Annotated in this window: 12 protein-coding genes and 1 pseudogene; 5 read left to right on the top strand and 8 right to left on the bottom strand. The window is 69.2% G+C overall.

The features are described 5' to 3' along the window. The first annotated feature begins 56 nt into the window (after window positions 1-56). A complete protein-coding gene (locus tag LXT23_RS05610; protein WP_253979022.1) occupies window positions 57-1,760 on the top strand; it encodes a fatty acyl-AMP ligase in 1,704 nt (567 codons plus the stop codon). Window positions 1,761-1,772: 12 nt separating this feature from the next. On the opposite strand, the gene sitI6 (LXT23_RS05605) is transcribed toward LXT23_RS05610, so the two are convergent. From sitI6 (LXT23_RS05605) to LXT23_RS05585, 5 genes and pseudogenes are all read right to left on the bottom strand, one after another. After that, window positions 1,773-2,492, bottom strand: a complete 720-nt coding sequence (gene sitI6, locus LXT23_RS05605; RefSeq protein WP_253979021.1) for a SitI6 family double-CXXCG motif immunity protein — start codon at window positions 2,490-2,492, stop codon at window positions 1,773-1,775. A 6-nt stretch (window positions 2,493-2,498) separates the two neighbouring features. After that, a complete protein-coding gene (gene sitA6 / locus LXT23_RS05600) occupies window positions 2,499-3,167 on the bottom strand; it encodes a SitA6 family polymorphic toxin lipoprotein (RefSeq protein WP_253979020.1) in 669 nt (222 codons plus the stop codon). 301 nt (window positions 3,168-3,468) lie between these two features. Beyond that, complete coding sequence (locus LXT23_RS05595; protein WP_253979019.1) at window positions 3,469-5,616, bottom strand: DUF262 domain-containing protein; 2,148 nt, start codon at window positions 5,614-5,616, stop codon at window positions 3,469-3,471. Window positions 5,617-5,878: 262 nt separating this feature from the next. Next, a pseudogene (sitI6, locus tag LXT23_RS05590) lies at window positions 5,879-6,605 on the bottom strand (SitI6 family double-CXXCG motif immunity protein). 148 nt (window positions 6,606-6,753) lie between these two features. Beyond that, window positions 6,754-9,009 (bottom strand): VIT domain-containing protein, encoded by a 2,256-nt coding sequence (locus LXT23_RS05585; protein ID WP_253979018.1) that lies wholly within the window; start codon window positions 9,007-9,009, stop codon window positions 6,754-6,756. A gap of 373 nt (window positions 9,010-9,382) precedes the next feature. Here LXT23_RS05585 and LXT23_RS05580 point away from each other — a divergent pair, with 373 nt between their 5' ends. From LXT23_RS05580 to LXT23_RS05570, 3 genes are read left to right on the top strand one after another with little or no spacing between them, the layout of a single operon-like run. After that, window positions 9,383-10,615: a hypothetical protein gene (locus LXT23_RS05580; RefSeq protein ID WP_253979017.1), complete on the top strand. Its 1,233-nt coding sequence runs from the start codon at window positions 9,383-9,385 to the stop codon at window positions 10,613-10,615. Continuing rightward, complete coding sequence (locus LXT23_RS05575; protein ID WP_253979016.1) at window positions 10,612-11,283, top strand: TVP38/TMEM64 family protein; 672 nt, start codon at window positions 10,612-10,614, stop codon at window positions 11,281-11,283. Before LXT23_RS05580 ends, LXT23_RS05575 begins: the two co-directional genes overlap by 4 nt. Then, window positions 11,280-12,290 (top strand): cupin-like domain-containing protein, encoded by a 1,011-nt coding sequence (locus LXT23_RS05570; protein ID WP_253979015.1) that lies wholly within the window; start codon window positions 11,280-11,282, stop codon window positions 12,288-12,290. The genes LXT23_RS05575 and LXT23_RS05570 overlap by 4 nt, the downstream gene beginning before the upstream one ends. Before the next feature lie 68 nt (window positions 12,291-12,358). Here the strand turns inward: LXT23_RS05570 and LXT23_RS05565 are convergent, their stop codons facing one another. Both LXT23_RS05565 and LXT23_RS05560 read right to left on the bottom strand, forming a co-directional pair. Further along, on the bottom strand, window positions 12,359-12,790 hold the full coding sequence (locus LXT23_RS05565) for a hypothetical protein (RefSeq protein ID WP_253979014.1): 432 nt from the start codon (window positions 12,788-12,790) through the stop codon (window positions 12,359-12,361). 151 nt (window positions 12,791-12,941) lie between these two features. Beyond that, window positions 12,942-14,327: a tail fiber domain-containing protein gene (locus LXT23_RS05560; RefSeq protein ID WP_253979013.1), complete on the bottom strand. Its 1,386-nt coding sequence runs from the start codon at window positions 14,325-14,327 to the stop codon at window positions 12,942-12,944. Window positions 14,328-14,698: 371 nt separating this feature from the next. On the opposite strand from LXT23_RS05560, the gene LXT23_RS05555 reads away from it, so the two are divergent. Then, on the top strand, window positions 14,699-17,632 hold the full coding sequence (locus LXT23_RS05555; RefSeq protein ID WP_253979012.1) for a transglycosylase SLT domain-containing protein: 2,934 nt from the start codon (window positions 14,699-14,701) through the stop codon (window positions 17,630-17,632). Between the two features lie 49 nt (window positions 17,633-17,681). Here the strand turns inward: LXT23_RS05555 and LXT23_RS05550 are convergent, their stop codons facing one another. Continuing rightward, window positions 17,682-18,428, bottom strand: a complete 747-nt coding sequence (locus tag LXT23_RS05550; RefSeq protein ID WP_253979011.1) for an SDR family oxidoreductase — start codon at window positions 18,426-18,428, stop codon at window positions 17,682-17,684. Window positions 18,429-18,433: the final 5 nt, after the last annotated feature.

The raw sequence follows: 18,433 nt of genomic DNA, 5'->3' as shown, positions 1-18,433 counted from the left end.
TCGTGCAGGACCCTTCGCATCCTGGAAGAAACGAACCCACTCGTAGGAGCGTCGCCATGACCTCGCCCACGGAGAGCTTCTTCGCCTCGCTCAAGCGAGGCGACACGCTGGTGGAGATGTTGCGCCAGTCCTCGCTGGCCCACCCCGAAGCGGGCATCCGCCTGCTGAGTGGAGGCGAGGAGGTGGAGTGGCTGCCGCTGGCGCAGCTGTACGAGGACGCGGGGCGGCTGGCCACGGGCCTGCGCAACCAGGCGGGTGTGGAGCCGGGAGACCGCGTGGCGCTGCTGCTGCCCACGTCGGGCGAGAGCATCCGCGGGCTGTTCGGCGTGCTGGCGGCGGGAGCGATTCCGGTGCCGCTGCCACCGCCGCTGCCTTTCTCCAACCCGGAGCGCTACTTGGAGCGCACGCGCGGGGCGCTGGAGCGCTCTGGCATCAAGCTGCTGCTGGGGCCCACGGCGCAGGAGGGCTTCCTGCGGATGCTGGAGGACGGCATGGCGGCCCAGGGCGTGCGCACGCGCACGCTGGAGCCGCTGCTGGAGTCCGGGCCCACGTGGCACGCGGTGTCGCCGGACTCGCCGGCGCTCATCCAGTACACGTCGGGCAGCACCACGGCGCCGAAGGGGGCGGTGCTCACGCACCGCAACCTCCTGTCCAACGTGGAGGCGATTCGGCGCGGGCTGCGGATGACGTCGCAGGACGTGGGGTGCGTGTGGCTGCCGCTGTTCCACGACATGGGGCTCATCGGCTGCCTGCTGGCGCCCATCTACGTGGGCATGCACTTGGTGATGACGTCACCGGAGAGCTTCGTGATGGACCCGGAGGGCTGGCTGTCGTCCTTCGGGAAGTACCGGGGGAGCATCGCGCCCGCGCCGAACGCGGGGTACCTGCACTGCGTGAAGCGGGTGGGCGCGGAGGCGGTGAAGGGGCTGGATTTGTCCTCATGGCGGCTGGCGCTGATGGGGGCGGAGGCGGTGGACCCGGCGACGGTGCGGCGCTTCTGCGAGCACTTCGCGCCGGCGGGCTTCCGGCCGGAGGCGGTGATGCCCGTCTACGGGCTGGCGGAGGCGTCGCTGGCGGTGACGTTCAGCGCGGTGGAGGAGCCCCTGCGCACGCTGACGGTGTCGCGTGCGGCGCTGGGGCAGGACGTGGTGGAGCCGGTGGCGGCGGGCCATCCGGAGGGCCGCGAGGTGGTGTCGGTGGGCACGCCCGTGTACGAGACGGAGGTGCGCGTGGTGGACGCGGAGGGAAGCGACGCGGGCGCCGGGAAGGTGGGGGAGATTCTCGTCCGGGGCGGCAGCGTGATGCAGGGGTATGACCGCAACCCCGAGGCGAGCCGGGCTGCCTTCCGCGACGGGTGGCTGTCCACGGGGGACCTGGGCTTCCTGCATGAAGGGAAGCTGTACGTGGTGGGGCGCCGCAAGGAGGTCATCATCTCCAACGGCAACAACTACTACGCCACGGACGTGGAGGCGGCGGTGAGCCGGGTGCCGGGCGTGCGCGAGGTGCTGGCCATGGGCGTGCAGGTGGAGGGCACGGAAGGGCTGGTGGTGCTGCTGGAGACGAAGGAGCGGGACGAGGCGGTGCGCAAGAAGCTGGTGTCCACGGTGAGGGACACCGTGTCGTCGACGCTGGGGCTGTCACCGAAGGACGTGGTGTTGCTGGAGCGCGGGCAGATTCCGCGCACGTCGAGCGGCAAGCTGGAGCGGCACAAGGGGCGCGCGCTGTACGCGCAGTGGCTGTCGGAGCGCCAGGCTGCGTGACACCGGGACTGCTCAGCGGGTGGGCAGCTCGCGGAAGGTGAGGCCGTCCAGCTCCAGGCGGAGCACGACCTCCCTGAACCGCTCGGTGCCGATGACCATGGTGGCGAAGTTGCCCACACGAAACAGGTCCCGGTCCATGGGCAGGGATGCTGCGTCCAGGATGGGCTCTTCGGGCCGCCGGAAGCCGTGCCGGCCACAGGTGGCGCACGGCGGAGGCACGTCCGGCGGAATGCAGTCCGGGTGCAGCCGGCCGAGAGGCTCAATCTGGAGTTCCATCAGCTCCGGTGGGCTCTTCTGCCGGTACCGCAACTCCGTCCGGCAGCCGAGGAGGCCGCGTACTCCCTCGGCCTGGAGTCGCTCCAGCGCGTCCCGGTGCACGAGCAGGACCTCGATGATCCAGGCGAACGCTGCGAGCTTTCCCGAAGCCGTGCCTACCAAGGGGCCGAAGCGTGTCGCGGGGGGCAGCTCGGCACCTGGAGGTACCAGGGGGCGAACCAGCTCGCGCAGGCGCGCGAACTCGGCGAAGGGCTCGGGCCGCGCCTTCTCGAACTCTCGCCGCGCGGGTAGCTGCGACAGGTCGATGCAGGGGTACTCATGGCCCACGTTGCCCCAGGTTGCGCCGCACGTGTGGCAGCGCACAGCCGGGAGCTTCCACCTGTGCGCTCCGTGGGCCTCCCCGCCGTACTTCTCCGCAACCGCGTTGTCCTCATCCACCCAGAAGAAGCGGGTCATCGGTCCTCAGATACCAGGGCGGGAATGGTAGGGCTGGATGGGGCCACCGATGAGCTGGAAGCGATAGATGAGCTCTCCCGCGTACTGGTAGATCTCCTCGGGAGTGGCAAACGGGTTCGCTCGCTTGAAGTCTCGCCAGTCTTGATTCCACTGTCCGCCACGTCCACCGACCCTGTGAATCTCCCGATGGAGGTTGTACGGAAGGGGCATGGTGTAGTCGTGGATCTTGACGCCTCTTTCAATGAACCACTCCCTGAACTCCTGTGCCTGGGGAAAGATGTGGTGCTTCTCCCATCGTCCGGCCGTGAGCTGGCGTGAGGGAGGGAGGACCTCCGCGGGGGCGCCATTCCAGTTGGGAAACACCATGACGGCGCCACGGGGCAGGTGCTGCCCGCCGCCCCAGTTCCTCCTCGGCCCGCTGCCCGGCGCGGCTGCGGCGGCGGGAGGACGCGAGGGCGGGAAGCGCGCCAGCTCAAGCGCACCAGGCATGTCCTCGCAGCGGTAGAAGCCGCACGCGTCACCCAGGCACAGCAGGGTGACGCACCGGTCTTTTCCAGGGTCGTCGCACTCCACCTCCGCCTCGCCCCGGTGCTGCAGGGACGGGCGCGGGGCCGTGGAGCAGCCCAACCAGCACAGGGCCAGCAACGAGAACCAGAGGGCGTGAAGGGCTCGCATGCCTCGCGAACCCTAGCATCGGGAGTTCGCCCTCAGAACGCCACTGCGTGCTTCACTTCAAGGCGAGGCTCGACAAGAGCGTCGCGGAGAGAGAGCACTGGGAGGCATTCCCACGCTCGGTGAAGCGAGCCGTCCTCGTGTAGATTCTCGGCGCGATGCGGCCGGAGACGCGGCAGATGCGCATCGACGAGACGGTGCCCCAGGCTGCGAAGAACCGTCGAGCCAACCAGCTGCGGCAGGCGAGCTGAAGCCTGCTAACCCCCTTCAGGTAAGTCGCTTAGGCATTCTCAGTTGAGGCAGGTTAGATGTCGGCCCGCTGCCGGGTGCCTGAGAGGTACTCCTTCAACTCAGTCTTCATCTGCGCCGTTCGCCTCTCGACCACCAGCCGAACCTCCTCAGCGGTCTTTCCTCTAGGATCGACGAGGTCGGCATCCACACCGATCGCCCTCGCCCAGTCATCGACTTTGAGAGCGCCGGTCTTGAATTCGTGCACACGATCCAGGAACACGCGAAGTGGCGCGGCGCTCTTCGCAATGTTGAAGGATTTCTCAAGAAGACAACAGTTGCCGAGCGCGTTCATCGTGGTCGACATGTCATCCGTCGTTAGCGCTGACTCGTCCTCTTCGCCTACTTCTGCTGCATTCTGCGGCGTGTCCTGGAGTGTCTCCCAGAGCTTCACCGCGACAACATGATCGACGTCGACACTCAAGCTGCCGCGCTTCGACTCCCGCAGGGGCAGCTTAGACGCTTTCCAACGCTCAGCATCGATTCGATGCCACAACCAAAGAGGCAGGTAGTACTGGTGTACGGCGTCGCGGGTGAGGACGCCGAGGTCATCCAAGTACTTCGAAGACTCTGCTTGGAGGGCGCTGATCCACGCCTCCATCCGGCGCTTGAGGATTTCTATCACATCATCGGGGGCGGTCAGTTTCCGGATCCTCGCCCAGTCCGCCGACAGGTCCTTGATGTAGTCGGCGAACGCCTTGTCGGTCGACTTTCCCCACCGACCGGACCACTGCGACAAGAGAATCCAGCGATCGCACGAAGCAGCGAACGCAGCATCCAGAGACTTCTCGAAGCTGTCCTTCGCCATGACACCGAGCGAATGCTCTGCCAACCACTGGCGACCGAGCAGCCGCCAGGAGAGCAGCAGCGTGAGCACGTTCAGCGAACGGTAGTGGGTGCCGAAGCGAAAGCCGCGAACATCGACAAGCTGCGCGCCGTCCACCGCGTTCGCCGATACCGTCTCCCAGTTCTGTACAAGGTCCTGCACCATGGGGCGAACCTTCTCGCCACGAAGTAGGTCGTTTGCTGTGAGCAGCGCGCCGTCGCGGTGGAGGACTGACCACATCGCAGAAACGGTCCCGACGAGGGCATCAATGTCGAGTACTACGCCTTCCTCGGCAAGAGCTTCACCGAGTTCCTCAAAGCACTTACCAGCCGTGCGGTTGTCCGTCTTCGCTGCGTCCCATCCAGTCTTGATCCACGCGAAGGTAATCTCCTGGCGCGTGAGCGCACGCCCGGCGGTGTTGAGCCGGGTGAAGATGTTGACGATCGCGTCGTTGTAAAGGTCCTGGCTGAAGACTTGGTCGTTGAAAGGCGCGAGCTGCAGGTAGCTCACCTTCGACTGCTTGATCGCGACGAGCGTAACAATAAGTTCCGCGAGGGGCTCAAGCACGGCGTTGGCCACGACCTTCGGAACATCATGTTGCTCCAACAGCGGGGCGAGCCTCTCGCGGAAATGTTTCTCAAAGAGGCCCGGCTGCGTGGACGCCAAATCCCACAGGCGGCTCAGTCGAACGAAGCGGCCCTTGTTCTCCGTGTCAAAGCTGCTTGTGATCGGATGCTTGTAGTTCGTGGGGCGCTTCAGCGTCGAGCGCCCGCCATCTGGGCGCTGAACGACCCATACAAGGACATCGCGAAAATCAACCTTCGCCACACCTCCAGATGCCTGCACACGCTCGCTGAAGGAGTGAACATCGAGGCATAGGTGCCCGAGAGACCAGTGGCGCCTTGCGTTGCGACCGCGCGGGCGCTCAGCGTCGAGCACTGTCGACCACTCATGGTCGAGCAGACGAAACCCCCAGCTGTCGCCGCCAAACGCGAGCAGGAGGCTCTGCAGACGCTGCTGCCCATCGAGAACCATGCGGAACTGCGCTGGCGGGTTGCTCTTGCTGACCTGCTCGTCATCGAATTCGCCGGTTCGATCCGCTACCCGCCAGAACGGCCTAGATGGAATGCTGGCGAGGTCCTCCTTGTGAACGCTCCACAGCAACAGTGTGCCGAATGGCCAGCCTCGCAGCAGCGAGTCGACGAGGAGGGTGACCTGACTTGGGCTCCAAACGTACGGTCGTTGGAGGTCAGGAACGAGCAGGGTCGCGCCCTGATCCGAACTCGCAGCACGGAGAAGCTCGTGGAGTGGTTCAGCGCCTTCATCGTAGATCTTCATAGCCGCCCTCGCGGGGGGCATCGTACACCGTCGTGCCGACCAACAACACTCATACAGTTCGCTCAGAAGTCACCGCACCAACTCGCAGAAGGCGTACGTAAGCGAGGCCTGCTCGACGACGTTCTCGTCGCGCTCGTTGTCCCATTCGTTAGCGACGAACTTGATCGGCCATGCACGGGATAGCGACTAATTAGCCCCCTTCAAGAGGAAGGACGGACAACCTCTCAGCGGAGACCGTCTTAATGGAATTTGCTAGAGCAGGTTAGCGCGTGGGCAGCGCGCGGAAAGTGAGGCCGTCCAGCTCCAGGCGGAGCACGACCTCCCTGAACCGCTCGGTGCCGATGACCATGGTGGCGAAGTTGCCCACGCGGAACAGGTCCCGGTCCATGGGCAGGGACGCCGTGTCCAGGATGGGCTCTTCGGGGCGCCGGAAGCCGTGACGGCCACAGTTGGCGCACGGTGGAGGCACGTCTGGAGGGATGCAGTCCGGGTGCAGCCGGCCGAGCGGTTCAATCTGGAGTTCCAGTAGCTCGGGCGGGTTCTTCTTCTGCCGGTACCGCAATGCTGTCGGGCAGGCCCTCAGTCCCCGCAGACCTTCTGCATGAAGCTGCGCGAACGTCTCCTGTCGTACGAGAGGTACCAGCCCCGATACCCATACGAAGGCCGCGAGCTTTCCGGAGGCAGTGCCTTCCAGCGGCCCAAAGCCCGTGCCGGGGGGGAGCCAGGCATCAGGTGGAGCCAGGGGGCGAACCAGCTCGCGCAGGCGCGCGAACTCGGAGAAGGGCTCGGGTCTGGCCTTCACGAACTCGTGGTGCTCCGGCAGTTGTGACAGGTCAATGCATGGGTACTTGTGGCCTGCACCACTCCAGGTGACGCCACACGAGTGGCACTGCACACCGGGCAGTCCCCCACCTGCTCGTTGCGTCGACGTAGCCACCGTACGTCTCCGCAACCGCGTTGTCCTCATCCACCCAGAAGAATCGGGTCATCGGTCCTCAGGTTCCGCCTCGGCCCGGTGCTGCTGCATGGGCGCGTGCGTGACGGTGGCACAGCCTGCCCAGCACAGGGCCAGCATCGAGAACCAGAGGGCGTGAAGAGCTCGCATGCCTCGAGAACCCTACCATCAGGAACTCGCCATCATAACGCCACGACGTACTCCACGTCGTTGCAGGTCCAGCGCAGCATGACCACTTCGCTGGGCACGGACTTGAAACGGAGCCGCACCTGCTGACCGTGTGTGACGAGCATCTTCCGCGTGCTCGTCGTCAGGTCCACGTCGAGCGTGATGCGCGTGCCGTCAGCGAGCTCCGCCTCGAACGTGACACCCGGGTCCCAGAACAAGGCCTCGCATTGGAGCTCCAGCGTGTCGAGCCCGTCGGACGCGCCCAGCCTGCGTCCCCGCAGAACGATGGGGCCCTGTTCCGGTGCCACATCCACCTCATCGCGGCGATGCCCACTGCGCTTGGGCTTGCGCCGCGGGCGCTCCGTGCGCTCCGGTTCCTCGGTCACCACCATGAACGCCCTGATGGGTGCCCGTCCCAGGAACTCAGGAGGAGAGGGCGGTTCCGCCCCAGAAGCCGCCGGTGCTATCCGCCTCACCTGGATGAGTGGTCGCGATACCATCCCTCCCGAGAGCTGGAGCCCCAGACCGCTCGCGGACATCCCATGCGGCAATTCCTGTGGCATCACCTCACGCCGGGTGGGCGCGGTGGCATCCACGGTGGGCTCCTCGCTCACTGCAATCCAGGCCGTCAGCGCCGTGGCAATCCGATGCTCCAGTCCGAGCCGCTCGATGCTCGGCTCCATCTCCTCGCGCGGAGCACCTCCGGCAATCCGCATCGAGAGGTCTTCCACCTTCTCCCGCGCATACAGCGCCGCGATGGCCGGGCTGCCCTCTCCCGGACGCAGCGGAGGAACCAGGAGCCGTCTCTCCCATGAACCTTCGGGAGTCCGTCCTCTCACCGTGAGCGGCCCGCCCTCCGGGCGCAGCTTGAGCGACAGGAGCACCGGCGCCCCCGCCAGCAGGTCCGTCACCGAAGCGGGCGCCACGTCCTCGACGGCGTCCCCCTCCACGGTGACCTCCACCACCACGGGAGCCCGGGTCGCCGCGATGAGCCGGGCGGTGCCGCGCTCCACGTCCTCGTCCAGCCCGATGAGCACCTCCACGCCCCGCCCCGCCCGCGCCGCGGCCTGGGTAAGCGAGCGGTTCACCGACGACCCCACGCCCACCGTGTGCAGCCGCGAACCGCGAGGCAGGTGCCAGAGGAGGTGACTCACGATGTCCTGCTCGAAGCCGATGAAGCCGTCGGTGAAGAGCAGCACCTGACGCTGGCTGTCCGGACGCAGCGGACGGAGGGCCTCCTGGATGCCCTGGTGCATGTGGGTTGCACCGCCCACGGCCAGCTTCCGCACCCAGGACATGGCCTCGCCCCGCATGACCTCATTCGCGGGCACGGGCCCCCCAGTCCAGCGCCGCACCTGGCTGCTGAACACCAACAGCTCCAGCGAGTCCCGCTCCTCCAGCGTGTCGATGAGCGAGCAGATGACGCGCTTGCAGTACTCCAGCGGAGGTCCACCCATGGAGCCGCTCACGTCCAGCAGGATGACGAGGTCCCGAGCCATCCCCGCCGGCTTCACTGCGGGCGGCACCAGCGTGAGCAGCCCGAACGCACTCTCCGCCAACCGCCCTTCCAGCCGAGCCCCATGCAGTCGCACACCGGCCTCGGGCGTGGCCACAGGCCACCGCACCACGATGTCCCGGTCCAGCAACGCGCCCTGCTCCAGCCGAGCCACTGCCTTCCCCGTCTCATGCGAGCAGCGCACCGGATGGCTCGGACACTCGGGCTCGCGTCCATCCAAGAGCACATCTCCGATGGACAGCTCGAACGTGACGCCGAGGCCCGTGGGCCCACTGGCCACGTCCACGCAGATGCGGTCCGCATCCGGAGTGTGCCCCTCCGCGCCCAGGTAGCGAGGTGCGACGACGGTGGGGAACCGCCATTCCCACATTCCCTCGGACAGCCAGCGCAGGCGCTGGTCCACGGTCAGCTCGACGGTGAGCGGCTGGCCCGGAGGCACATTGCCCAGCTCCTGCGTGAAGAGGCTGGTCCGCTCCTGCGTGAGCAGCGCCGCCGTCCTGCCGGAGACCAGCGCCTGGTCGAAGCGCTCACGCGCGGCCTGCACCTTGTCGACCTCGCCCACGATGCGGCGCTCACCGATTCGGAACGCGTACCCCGCCACCGCGCCGTCCGCCGGCATCGGTACCTGGTAGCTGACCTGGAGCGGCTCCGCGTAGGGATTCTGGAACTGCTGGGTGAGCGTGACGCGGGCAATGCCCCCCTGCGCCTCCGCTCTCAGTGCCACGGCGGTGAGCGGCAGCTGTCTGCCATCCACCGAGACCATCCGACCACCGGTACCACGCTCCTGCCGCTCCGCGTTCGTCAGTGTGTGCCTCGATTCGAGCCTTCGGGTTCCAGCGCACCCACGGCGCAGCCCCAGGCCGACTGACAACGTCCCCCACCGACCCCATGTCATTGATGACTCAGAGTCTCCGTACGCCTGCTTGCCGGTGAGGACGGCCACCGTGCAGCCCGTGACGCCAGGCGCCACCGTCACCCGCGTCGCGCGGTGTGCGACGGGCTGCACACGCGCCGGGTCTCCGTGCGCAGGCCATCTCCAGGAAAACCGCGCACCTGGCCCATCACGGTGACGCGGCACGGCGGTTGCGTTGGTGGCCTCCCAGGAAGCGCACTGCACGGAGACCCTCATGCAACTGGCGATGAAGCACTCCTCGGCCGCGAGGTATTCGCGGACCCCTGGCAACACCGTCGCGGCGAGCGGCCTGCACTGTGAGCTGTACTCCACCGCGGAGGCCCTGCCGGACGCGGACTGGCGCACGGTGGTGGACGCCGGGCACGTCTTCCTCCAGCCCACGTACCTGCGAGCCCTGGAGCGCAGCCGCCCCGAGCGCATGACGTTCTTCTACGCCCTCTTCCGCGAGCAGGACCGCCCGGTGGCGGTGGCGAGCTTCCAGTGCGTGGACTTCGGCATGGACAGCTTCGGGCCCAACCTGCTGGCCGAGGGCGCGGAGTCGGCGGGCACGTCCTTCTTCGTGCGCGCGCAGCTCAAGCGCGTGCTGGGGCGCATGCGCGCGCGGGTCCTCATCTGCGGCAACCTCTTCGTGTGCGGCCCGCATGGCTTCGCGCACCGGCCGGAGCTGGACTCGGAGCGAGCCTGGTCCGCGCTGGCCGAGGCGGTGGACGTCCTCCAGGCGCGCGAGCGGGTGACGATGGTGCTGGTGAAGGACCTCGCGCCGGACGCGCACGGTGCCAACCGCGCACTGGAGCGCGCGGGGCTGGACTGCATCCAGGTGGAGCCCACCATGGTGCTCACCGTGCGCCCCACGTGGCGGCGCTTCGAGGACTACCTGGGCGACCTCACCACCAAGTACCGCGCGCAGGCCCGGCGCGTGCGGCGCCAGTTCGAGGGCGTGGAGCGACGGAGCCTGAGCGCTGGGCAGATTGCGGACTCCGGTCCGAAGGTGGAGGCGCTGTACGGCGCGGTCCTCCAGCGCTCGCGGCTGCGTCCCTCGAAGGTGGGGGCGTCGTACTTCGTGCAGCTCAAGGAGGCGCTGGGAGACGCCTTCGACTTCGTCGGCTACTTCGAGCGCGGAGACCTGGTGGCCTTCAACAGCCGCCTGCGCGCGGGCGACGAGCTGGAGAGCTACTACCTGGGCCTGGACTACGCACACAACGAGCGACTGGCGCTCTACTTCAACGCGATGCTGGACGACGTGGAGTACGGCATCGACACGGGCGCGCACCGGGTTCAGTTCGGTCGCACCTCGCTGGAGCGCAAGAGCGCGCTGGGCGCCGAGCCGGTGGCGCTGAACCTCTTCACGCGCCACCGCGAGCCGCTGCTGTACCCGCTGGCGAAGAGCCTCCTCCCGCTCGTGCAGCCGCGCTGGACGGCCCGCCATCCCTTCAAGGAGCACGCATGAAGCGCCACCTGCCCGCGCTGTTGATGCTGCTGGGCGTCGTGGCGACGCTGCTGCTGCTGCGTCCGCTGGCCGAGGGCGCGCTGCCGGTGCTGGACACGGTGCGCGCGTCGGGCCCGCGGGGCGCGGTCCTCTTCAGCCTCGCGTACAGCGTGGCCACGTTGCTGCTGCTGCCCACCACGCCCTTCACCCTCATCGCCGGTGCGCTCTATGGCCCATGGGGTGGCGGCCTGCTGCTGATGTTGCTCAGCCTGGGCGTGGACCTGGTGGCCTTCTACGTCGCGCGGCTGGCACGGGGCCCCTTCGCACGGATGAGCGAGCGCTTCCCCGGACTGGCGCGGCTGGACGCGGCGCTGGGTGAGGGGGGCTTCGGAGCAGTGTGCCTGCTGCGCCTGTCGCCGCTGGCTCCGTATGGCGCGCTCAACTACGCGCTGGGGCTGACGCGGGTGAGCCCGGCGGCCTTCCTTGCGGGCACGGCGGTGGGGAGCCTGCCGGCCACGCTGCTCTTCCTCATCCTGGGACATGGGGCTGCGGGAATGGTGGAGGGCGGAGGCGGCTCGCTCGGGCTCTGGGTGACGGTGGGGCTCACGGCGCTGAGCGCGGTGGGGCTCACCGCGTGGGCGAAGCGGAGGCTCGGTGCGCCGGTGGCGGCGCGGGAGGTGATGGGATGAAGCCCTCGGATTCGCGGGGACACGCCATGGACGCAGCGTCCATCCACAAGCTGAGCACCGGGGTGAAGCCGCTCGATGTGCAGGGACACGCCATGGACGCGGTGTCAGTCCGCAAGCCGAGCACCGGGATGAAGCCCTGGACGCAGGTGGAGCGCGTGGCGCGGCTGTCGCCCGAAGCGCTCGCGAAGCGCACCACGCCCGTCATCCTCACACGCGCCATTTCCGACTGGCCCGCGCTGCGCAAGTGGACGCCCGCGTACTTCCGCGACGTGTGCGGCGAGCAGGAGGTGTGGCTGCACCGCTTCACCCGGCGCAACGCCCTGAAGGCCACGCTGGGGACGTACGTGGACGGGCTGGAGGGCCGAGGCCCGCTGGCCGACGGCGGGCCCGACCTGTACTTCGCCTATGACGCCTCCGTGCTCGGCGGCTCCAACAGGCTGCGCGAGGACTTCGACTTCCGTCCCCTGTTCCCCTCGGGCATGGGGCTGCCGAAGACGGGGCTGTGGATGGGCCGCAAGGGCGCGCACACGCCGCTGCACTACGACATCGACGCCATCAACCTCCACGCGGTGCTGCGTGGCCGCAAGCGCTTCATCCTCTTTCCGCCCGAGGACTCGGCCCGGCTCTACCCGTCGGACGTCTTCGAGTGGACCACCGTCTTCAGCGAGGTGCGGGTCGCCCGGCCGGACCTCGCCCGGCACCCCGAGGCGGCACATGCTCAGGGCTACGAGGCCGTCATCAATCCCGGAGAGGTGCTGCTGCTGCCGCCCGGCTGGTGGCACGACGTGTCCTCGCTGGAGGACTCGCTGTCGCTCAACGCATGGTGGGTGACGCCGGGCCTGTTCGCCGGCCCGTCCCTGTGGCGCGAGAATGCACGGGCGCTGCTTCACCGGCTGGGCCTTCACGCCCGGAACCGCTGCACGTGCTGCGGGCACGGCGACCTGCGGCTGCACCTGGGCTGGGACGAAGCACCCGCCATGCCGATGCCCCTGGCGAAGGCGGGCTGAAGACCCGCGCCGCCCCGCGTATGGAGAGGCGGCGCGATGCAGCGGCTACCTGGCGTGGCAGCGCCTCATCAGAAGGCGCACTCGAAGGGGCCAGCCTGCGCTTCATTGGAGACGGCGCCGTTCGCGTCGAACACCCTGAACCGGATGGTCAGCGAGAACGTGGTGCCACCCGGCTCCGGCGTGAGGCAGTCGACGACGCGGGTGTAGCCGCCCGAGTCGTAGCCCTCGACGTAGATCCGGCCCATCATGAGGCGGCGATTCTGCCACTGCGGGTCGTAGGGCGCGCTACCGCCCGAGGCATTGGCCGTGCAGCTGATGTCGATTCCGGACGTGCGGGCGCACGAAATCGAAGCGGAGGGGCTCGTCAGCGCCGCAGCCTGTTCGCCCGTGCCTTCCCCCAGCTCCTCGGCGGCGGGGCCCTCGGGCCCACCGCAGGCGGTCAGCAGCAGCCCCGCCATCAGCGCGGGAAGTGAAGAAGAGACAGAGAAGAGGTGTCGCAAGGAGTGCCTCCAGTCAGGGGACGTGCGCGTGCGCGCTTTGCCTGTCTATCAGGCAAAGCCGTGGTTTGGCTTTGCGCGCCGCGCGATGTTGACCGGTGCTCACCTCGGGTTGCCGTGGAACAGTGGAAGACGCGACACGGATGCAATCCAATTACCTCTGGATGTTTCGGCGCTCGACCGCGGCCTCCAGCCGGGACAGGCCGCGCTTGAGCTCCGCGAGCTCGGCCCTCAGTGCGTCCACCTCGGCGCTCTTCGCGCGCAGCTCCTGGGTGCGCCGCTCCAGGGCCTGGATGGCGACCATGTTGACGCCGTCGATGTCGAGCAGGCCGATGCTCTTGTCATCGGTCCCCAGTCCGAACGCCGCGCGGAAGTCCTGGGCGACGGGGCCCAGGTGGCGCACGCCGGTGCCTTCCTCCCTGTAGCGCCAGCTCTCGACGGGCAGCCGCGCCACCTTCGCCAGCACCTCCTCGCCGTCGATGCGGCGGAAGTCCTCCTTCGTCTCCCGGTCCGACGTGCAGGTGAACACGCCCGAGCCCGCCGGCAGGTCGCACCCCGTGGTGAGGGCGCTGTTCGTCCTCAGCCGCACGCCGCCCGCGGCGCGCACCATGAACTGGTTGTTGGCGGTGCTGGCGGAGACGGTGTTGGTCGACTGGTCACCCCAGATGAACGAGCCGGTGTGCGTCGCCGTCGTCACCCGGTGCCCCAGCGCCATCGAATAGTCCTCATTCGCCGCCACCCGGTAGCCGATGGCGACCGAGCCCTGGCCGCCCGCGACGTTGGTGAAGCCCATGGCCACCGAGCCGAACCCGCCCGCGATGGAAGACGCGCCGGAGGTGAAGCTCGCCGTCCCGCTGGCCTGGTTGCTGCTGCCGAAGCACGCCGCGGCCGTGCCACTCGTGGAGCACTGGTCCCCGAAGGCGAAGGAGCCGAACGCGCTCGCCGTGGTCTGGTTGCCTCCCGCCCAGGAGTAGAAGCCCACGTTGGCCTCATCCCACTGGTCTTCGGCGGAGCCGGCGCGGAACGCGGCCTTGAACGGGTGCCACATGAGCCGCAGGCCCTTGCCCGTCATGGGAATCTTCCCGAAGCCCAGCTCTCCTCGCGCCAGCAGGCCGCCCGCCGAGTCCACGATGAAGAGCGGTTGCTTGAGCCACTCGGTCCCGCCGAGCGGCGCGGTGTTCTGGACGCGGAGCAGGGCCGTCGAGTCGTCAATGGCCGTGGCCGCATCGACGAGCAGGCTGGCCTTCGTCGTCAGCCGGCCATTCGTGCTGCCCGTTCCCGCGAGCGAGAACGAGGCGTCCTGGGGCTCCGTCCCATTCTGGATGTAGCCGCCGCTACCGGGCAGGGGAGGACGCGCGTCGGTGAGTCGCGGGTCGTTGCCCTCCACGGCCTTGCCCGGCCCGTCGCCGTACGCGACGCTGAGGATGCCGTCCTCCAACTCCAGGCCCGTTCCCGCTCCCAGGGTCTGCGAGTCCCCGCCACATCCTCCTGCGCTCACGGCGATGCATCCCAGGGCTGCCAGCACGGTTGCGGTCTTCATCGTGGTGTCCTCACTTGTAGGCCAGCGGGGGATGAACGGAGCTCGCTCCGGGTCTTCGCCCGACAGGGGGTTGTCGCACACCCCGTGCGTACGGTTGCCGGATTGCAGGAGGCATCACGGTGCGGGGCCCGGAACGTGGGCGGTGCGGATTTCAGCCGTGGCGGCCGGACGGGTGGTCCCACCGGCCACTCACTCCCAGTCGCGCCCACGTCCGCGTCCGCGAGCCGTTGAGTTTCGTGCATCCGCTCCGGGAGGGGCGTCGCGCCGATATCGCCTGGATGACGTGAGCAAAAAAGTCGTCAGGCAGGGCAGTCCCGTTCCCACCGGCAGTGACAATCCATAGTCGCCCAGATTTTCTGAAGAGGGCGGGTATGGACGGGCTTCGAGCAGGCGCGGTGGTGTTCCTGACGTGCGCGGGCGTGCTGTGGGCGGGCCCCACGTGGGCGCAGGAGTCCGTGGAGGAAGGCCCTGGCGAGGTGCTCTCGGAGGAGCAGCTCGAGGCGCTGCTGGACACGCCGGCGGCGCAGCCCAGCGCGGGCGCGGAGTCCGCGGAGGTCTTCGGGCCGGAGCAGCTGACGCCGTACTTCGCGGACGGGACGCTCGCGAAGGCGAAGTGGGAGTTCGACCGCGGCCGCTACAAGAAGGCGCGGGCGCTGCTGGCCCAGGGGACGGCCACGCCGCAGGTCCGCTTCCTCCTGGCACAGGCGGCCCTGCGGATGGGGGACTTCGCCGTCGCGGCCGAGGAGTTCGCGGCGCTGTCCGGTGACTACCCCGCCCTGCGGGACCACTGTCTGCTGAGGGCGGCCCACGCCAACGAGCGGCTGCGCCGGCTGGAGCTGGCGGCGGAGCAGTACCGGGCGGTGAGCCCGGGCTCGCCCCTCTACCCGGAGGCACGCTTCAGCCTGTCGAAGGTGCTCCAGCGCAAGCGGGACATCTCCGGTGCGCTCGCTGCATTGCAGGAGCTCATCGACAGCCGCCAGTCGCGCGGTCCGGACGCGCTCCGGATGAAGGCGCTGCTGGCCATCTGTGACCTGGCGCGCGCGCAGGGGCAGTACAACGCGGAGCACCGCGCGCTGCTGGAGGTGTGGGCCACCAGCCCGCTGTCGCGCGAGGCGCAGCGTGCCGCCCAGCGGCTCAAGGGCCTGCCGCTGCCCATCAAGTGGCGGGTGCGCCGCGCCGAGGCGCTGGTGGAGCTGCACCGCAACCACGCGGGCATGGAGCTGTTGAACGGGGTGCTGCCGCACGTGTCGATGCCGGACGAGCTGGCGTGCCGCGCGCACCTCACGTACGGCCGGGCGCTGCGCAAGGAGCGGCAGCACCGCCGGGCCATCCAGGTGCTGGCGCCGATGGTGGAGCAGTGCACCTCGCCGGAGCAGCGGCCGCTGGCGCTCTACGTGCTGGGGTACTCGCAGTCGGTGGTGGACCCGAAGGCGGCCATCCAGACCTACGCCACGCTGGCGCGGGACTACCCGGAGCACGGGTACGCGGACGACGCGCTCTTCTTCGAGGCGTGGTTCCTCCAGCGCACCGGGCAGCCGGACGTGGCGATGGCGCGGTACGAGGAGACGGCGAAGCGGTACCCGGCGGGCAACTTCGCCTCGGAGGCGCTGTTCCGGGCCTTCTGGCTGCATGTCCGCAAGGATGAGCGTGACGCGGCGCTGACCGCGCTGAAGGCGGTGGAGTCACTGCCCGCGGCGGCGCGCACCGACGAGGCGCTGTGGCGGGCGCGCTACTGGACGGCGCGCATGCAGGAGACGGGGCCGAACGCGAACGCCGCGCTGGACGGCTACGAGCACATCGCCGTCGAGCGCCCGGCGGCCTGGTACGGGATGCTGGCCCGCTCGAGGCTGGCGCTGCTCGCGCCCGAGCGCATGGCTCGCCTGCGAGTGACTCTGGGTGCCGTCGCGGGTGTCTCCGCCGGAGCTGCCTCCGTGGCCTCCGCGGGCACGGGTGGCTCGGGCAAGGCGGGTGTGGCCTCTGCGAGCACCGGCGGTGCGGGCGCAGTGGGAAGCACCGCCGTTGCTTCCATCGGTAGCGGTGGCCCGGGCGGCAAGGCGGGTGTCGCCTCTGCGAGCACCGGCGGGGCGGGCGCCGTGGGAGTCGTCGCCGCTGCTTCCGCTGCCTCCGCGAGCACCGGTGGCGCGGGCGGAGCAGGTGGCATCGCCGCGGCCTCCGGTGGCCCTGGCAGCGCGGGAGTGGCCGGTGGCATGAGTGCCCCAGGCCTTGCCTCCGTCGGCACTGGAGGCTCAGGTGCCGCCGGAGGGGGCTCCGGTGGTGTGAGCGCCCCAGGCCTTGCCTCCGCCGGCACGAGTGGCTCGGGCAGCGGCGGACTCGGTGCTTCGAGCACTCCGGGCCTCGTCTACGTCGGCACGGGTGGCTCCGCGGGAGGTACCTCCACCGGCACGGGGCGCCCGGACAGCGCGGTAGGCGTTGCCGCTGCTGGCACGGGCCGCCCGGTCACGCGTGGCGCCGTCGAGCGCGCCGTGGCCGTGGAGCCGGGCGAGCCGGTGGAGCCCGCCGAAATCTGGCCGCTGGCGCCCGGCCCGCTCCAGGCGGACGCGCGCTTCGTGGCGGGCGTGGAGCTGCTGCGGCTGGGGCTGCCCGGCTCGGTGGAGGAGCTGCTCGCGGTGGACACCCGCGCGCTGCCCGAGTCCTCGGCGCGGCTGCTGTACCAGACGGTGCAGCGCACGGGCCGGCGCCGGGCCGCGAGGCAGGTGGCCCGCTCCTCCCTGCGCCAGGAGGTGCACGGCCCGCTGAGTGCCGCGTCCCGCCCCATCTGGGAGGCCACGTGGCCCCGCGCCTACCGCAACCTCATCGAGCGCTACGGCCGGGCGTCGCGAGTGGACCCGGACCTGCTCCAGGGCCTCATCCGCGAGGAGAGCCGCTTCAACCCGCGCGCACGCTCCGCCACGGGAGCGCTGGGCCTGGCCCAGCTCATGCCCGCCACGGCGAGGCAGGTGGCGGACTCGCTGGAGGTGCCCCTGGCGGGTGAGTCAACGCTGCTCCAGCCCGCGCAGAACGTGCGGCTGGGCGCGGCCTACCTGGGCCAGCTGCTCAAGCAGTTCGGCGGCAACACGGCCTACGCGGTGGCCGCGTACAACGCGGGCCCTCGCGCGGTGGAGCGCTGGCGCCAGGCCCTGCCCCAGGCGGAGCTGGACGAATGGGTGGAGCACATCGCCTTCGAGGAGACGCGCGACTACGTGAAGAAGGTGCTCGGCAGCTACAGCGCCTACAAGCTGCTGTACGGGAACGAGCCCGCCCTGCTGCGCGAGCTCCGCCGCCCGGACGGCGTCGGCGTGAGGTGAGGCTCGGCACGGCGGGGCCCGGACACAGGCCCCGCCTGGAGACAGCCGCCTAGAAGTTGAGGCCGCCGTCCACGTCGATGGTGCGGCCGTTGAAGTAGTCGCACTCGATGATGAACTTCACGGCCACCCAGATGTCCTCGGGCACGCCGATGCGGCCCACGGGGATGTTGGACACCAGCGCGTCGCGGGCCTTCTGGTTCATGCCCTGCGTCATCGGCGTCTCAATCATGCCCGGGGCCACGGCGCCCACGCGGATGCCGAAGGGGGCGAACTCGCGAGACCAGGTGACGGTGTTGGCGGCCAGCGCGGCCTTCGCGGACACGTAGTTGGACTGGCCGCGGTTGCCGTGCCGGGCAATGGACGACATGTTGACGATGACGCCGCCCTTGGCGTCCGTCTCCGCCATCTTCGCCACCACCTCGCGCACCATCAGCGTGGCGCCGGTGAGGTTGACGCCGATGACGGCATTCCAGTCCGCCGTGGACAGCTTCTTCACCTGGCCGGTGGTGCGGTCCTTCTTCACCAGCAGCGCGTCCCGGAGGATGCCCGCGTTGTTGATGAGCCCGTTGAGGCCGCCCATGGCCCCGTGCGCCCAGCTGACGAAGGAGACCACGTCCTCCTCGGAGGACACGTCCAGCTTGCGGCGGTGGATGCCGGCGGGCAGGGCGGCGAGCCGCTCCTCGTTCACATCCCCCACCGCCACCTGCGCGCCAGCCTCCTGCAGCCGCTGCGCGAAGTGCGCGCCCATGCCCTGGGCGCCACCCGTGACGACAATCTTGAGGTCCTTGAGCTGCATGTCTC

Origin of the sequence: Pyxidicoccus xibeiensis (assembly GCF_024198175.1) — a bacterium.
Taxonomy (GTDB): Bacteria; Myxococcota; Myxococcia; order Myxococcales; family Myxococcaceae; genus Myxococcus; species Myxococcus xibeiensis.
This window is presented reverse-complemented; position numbering and strand designations above follow the sequence as displayed.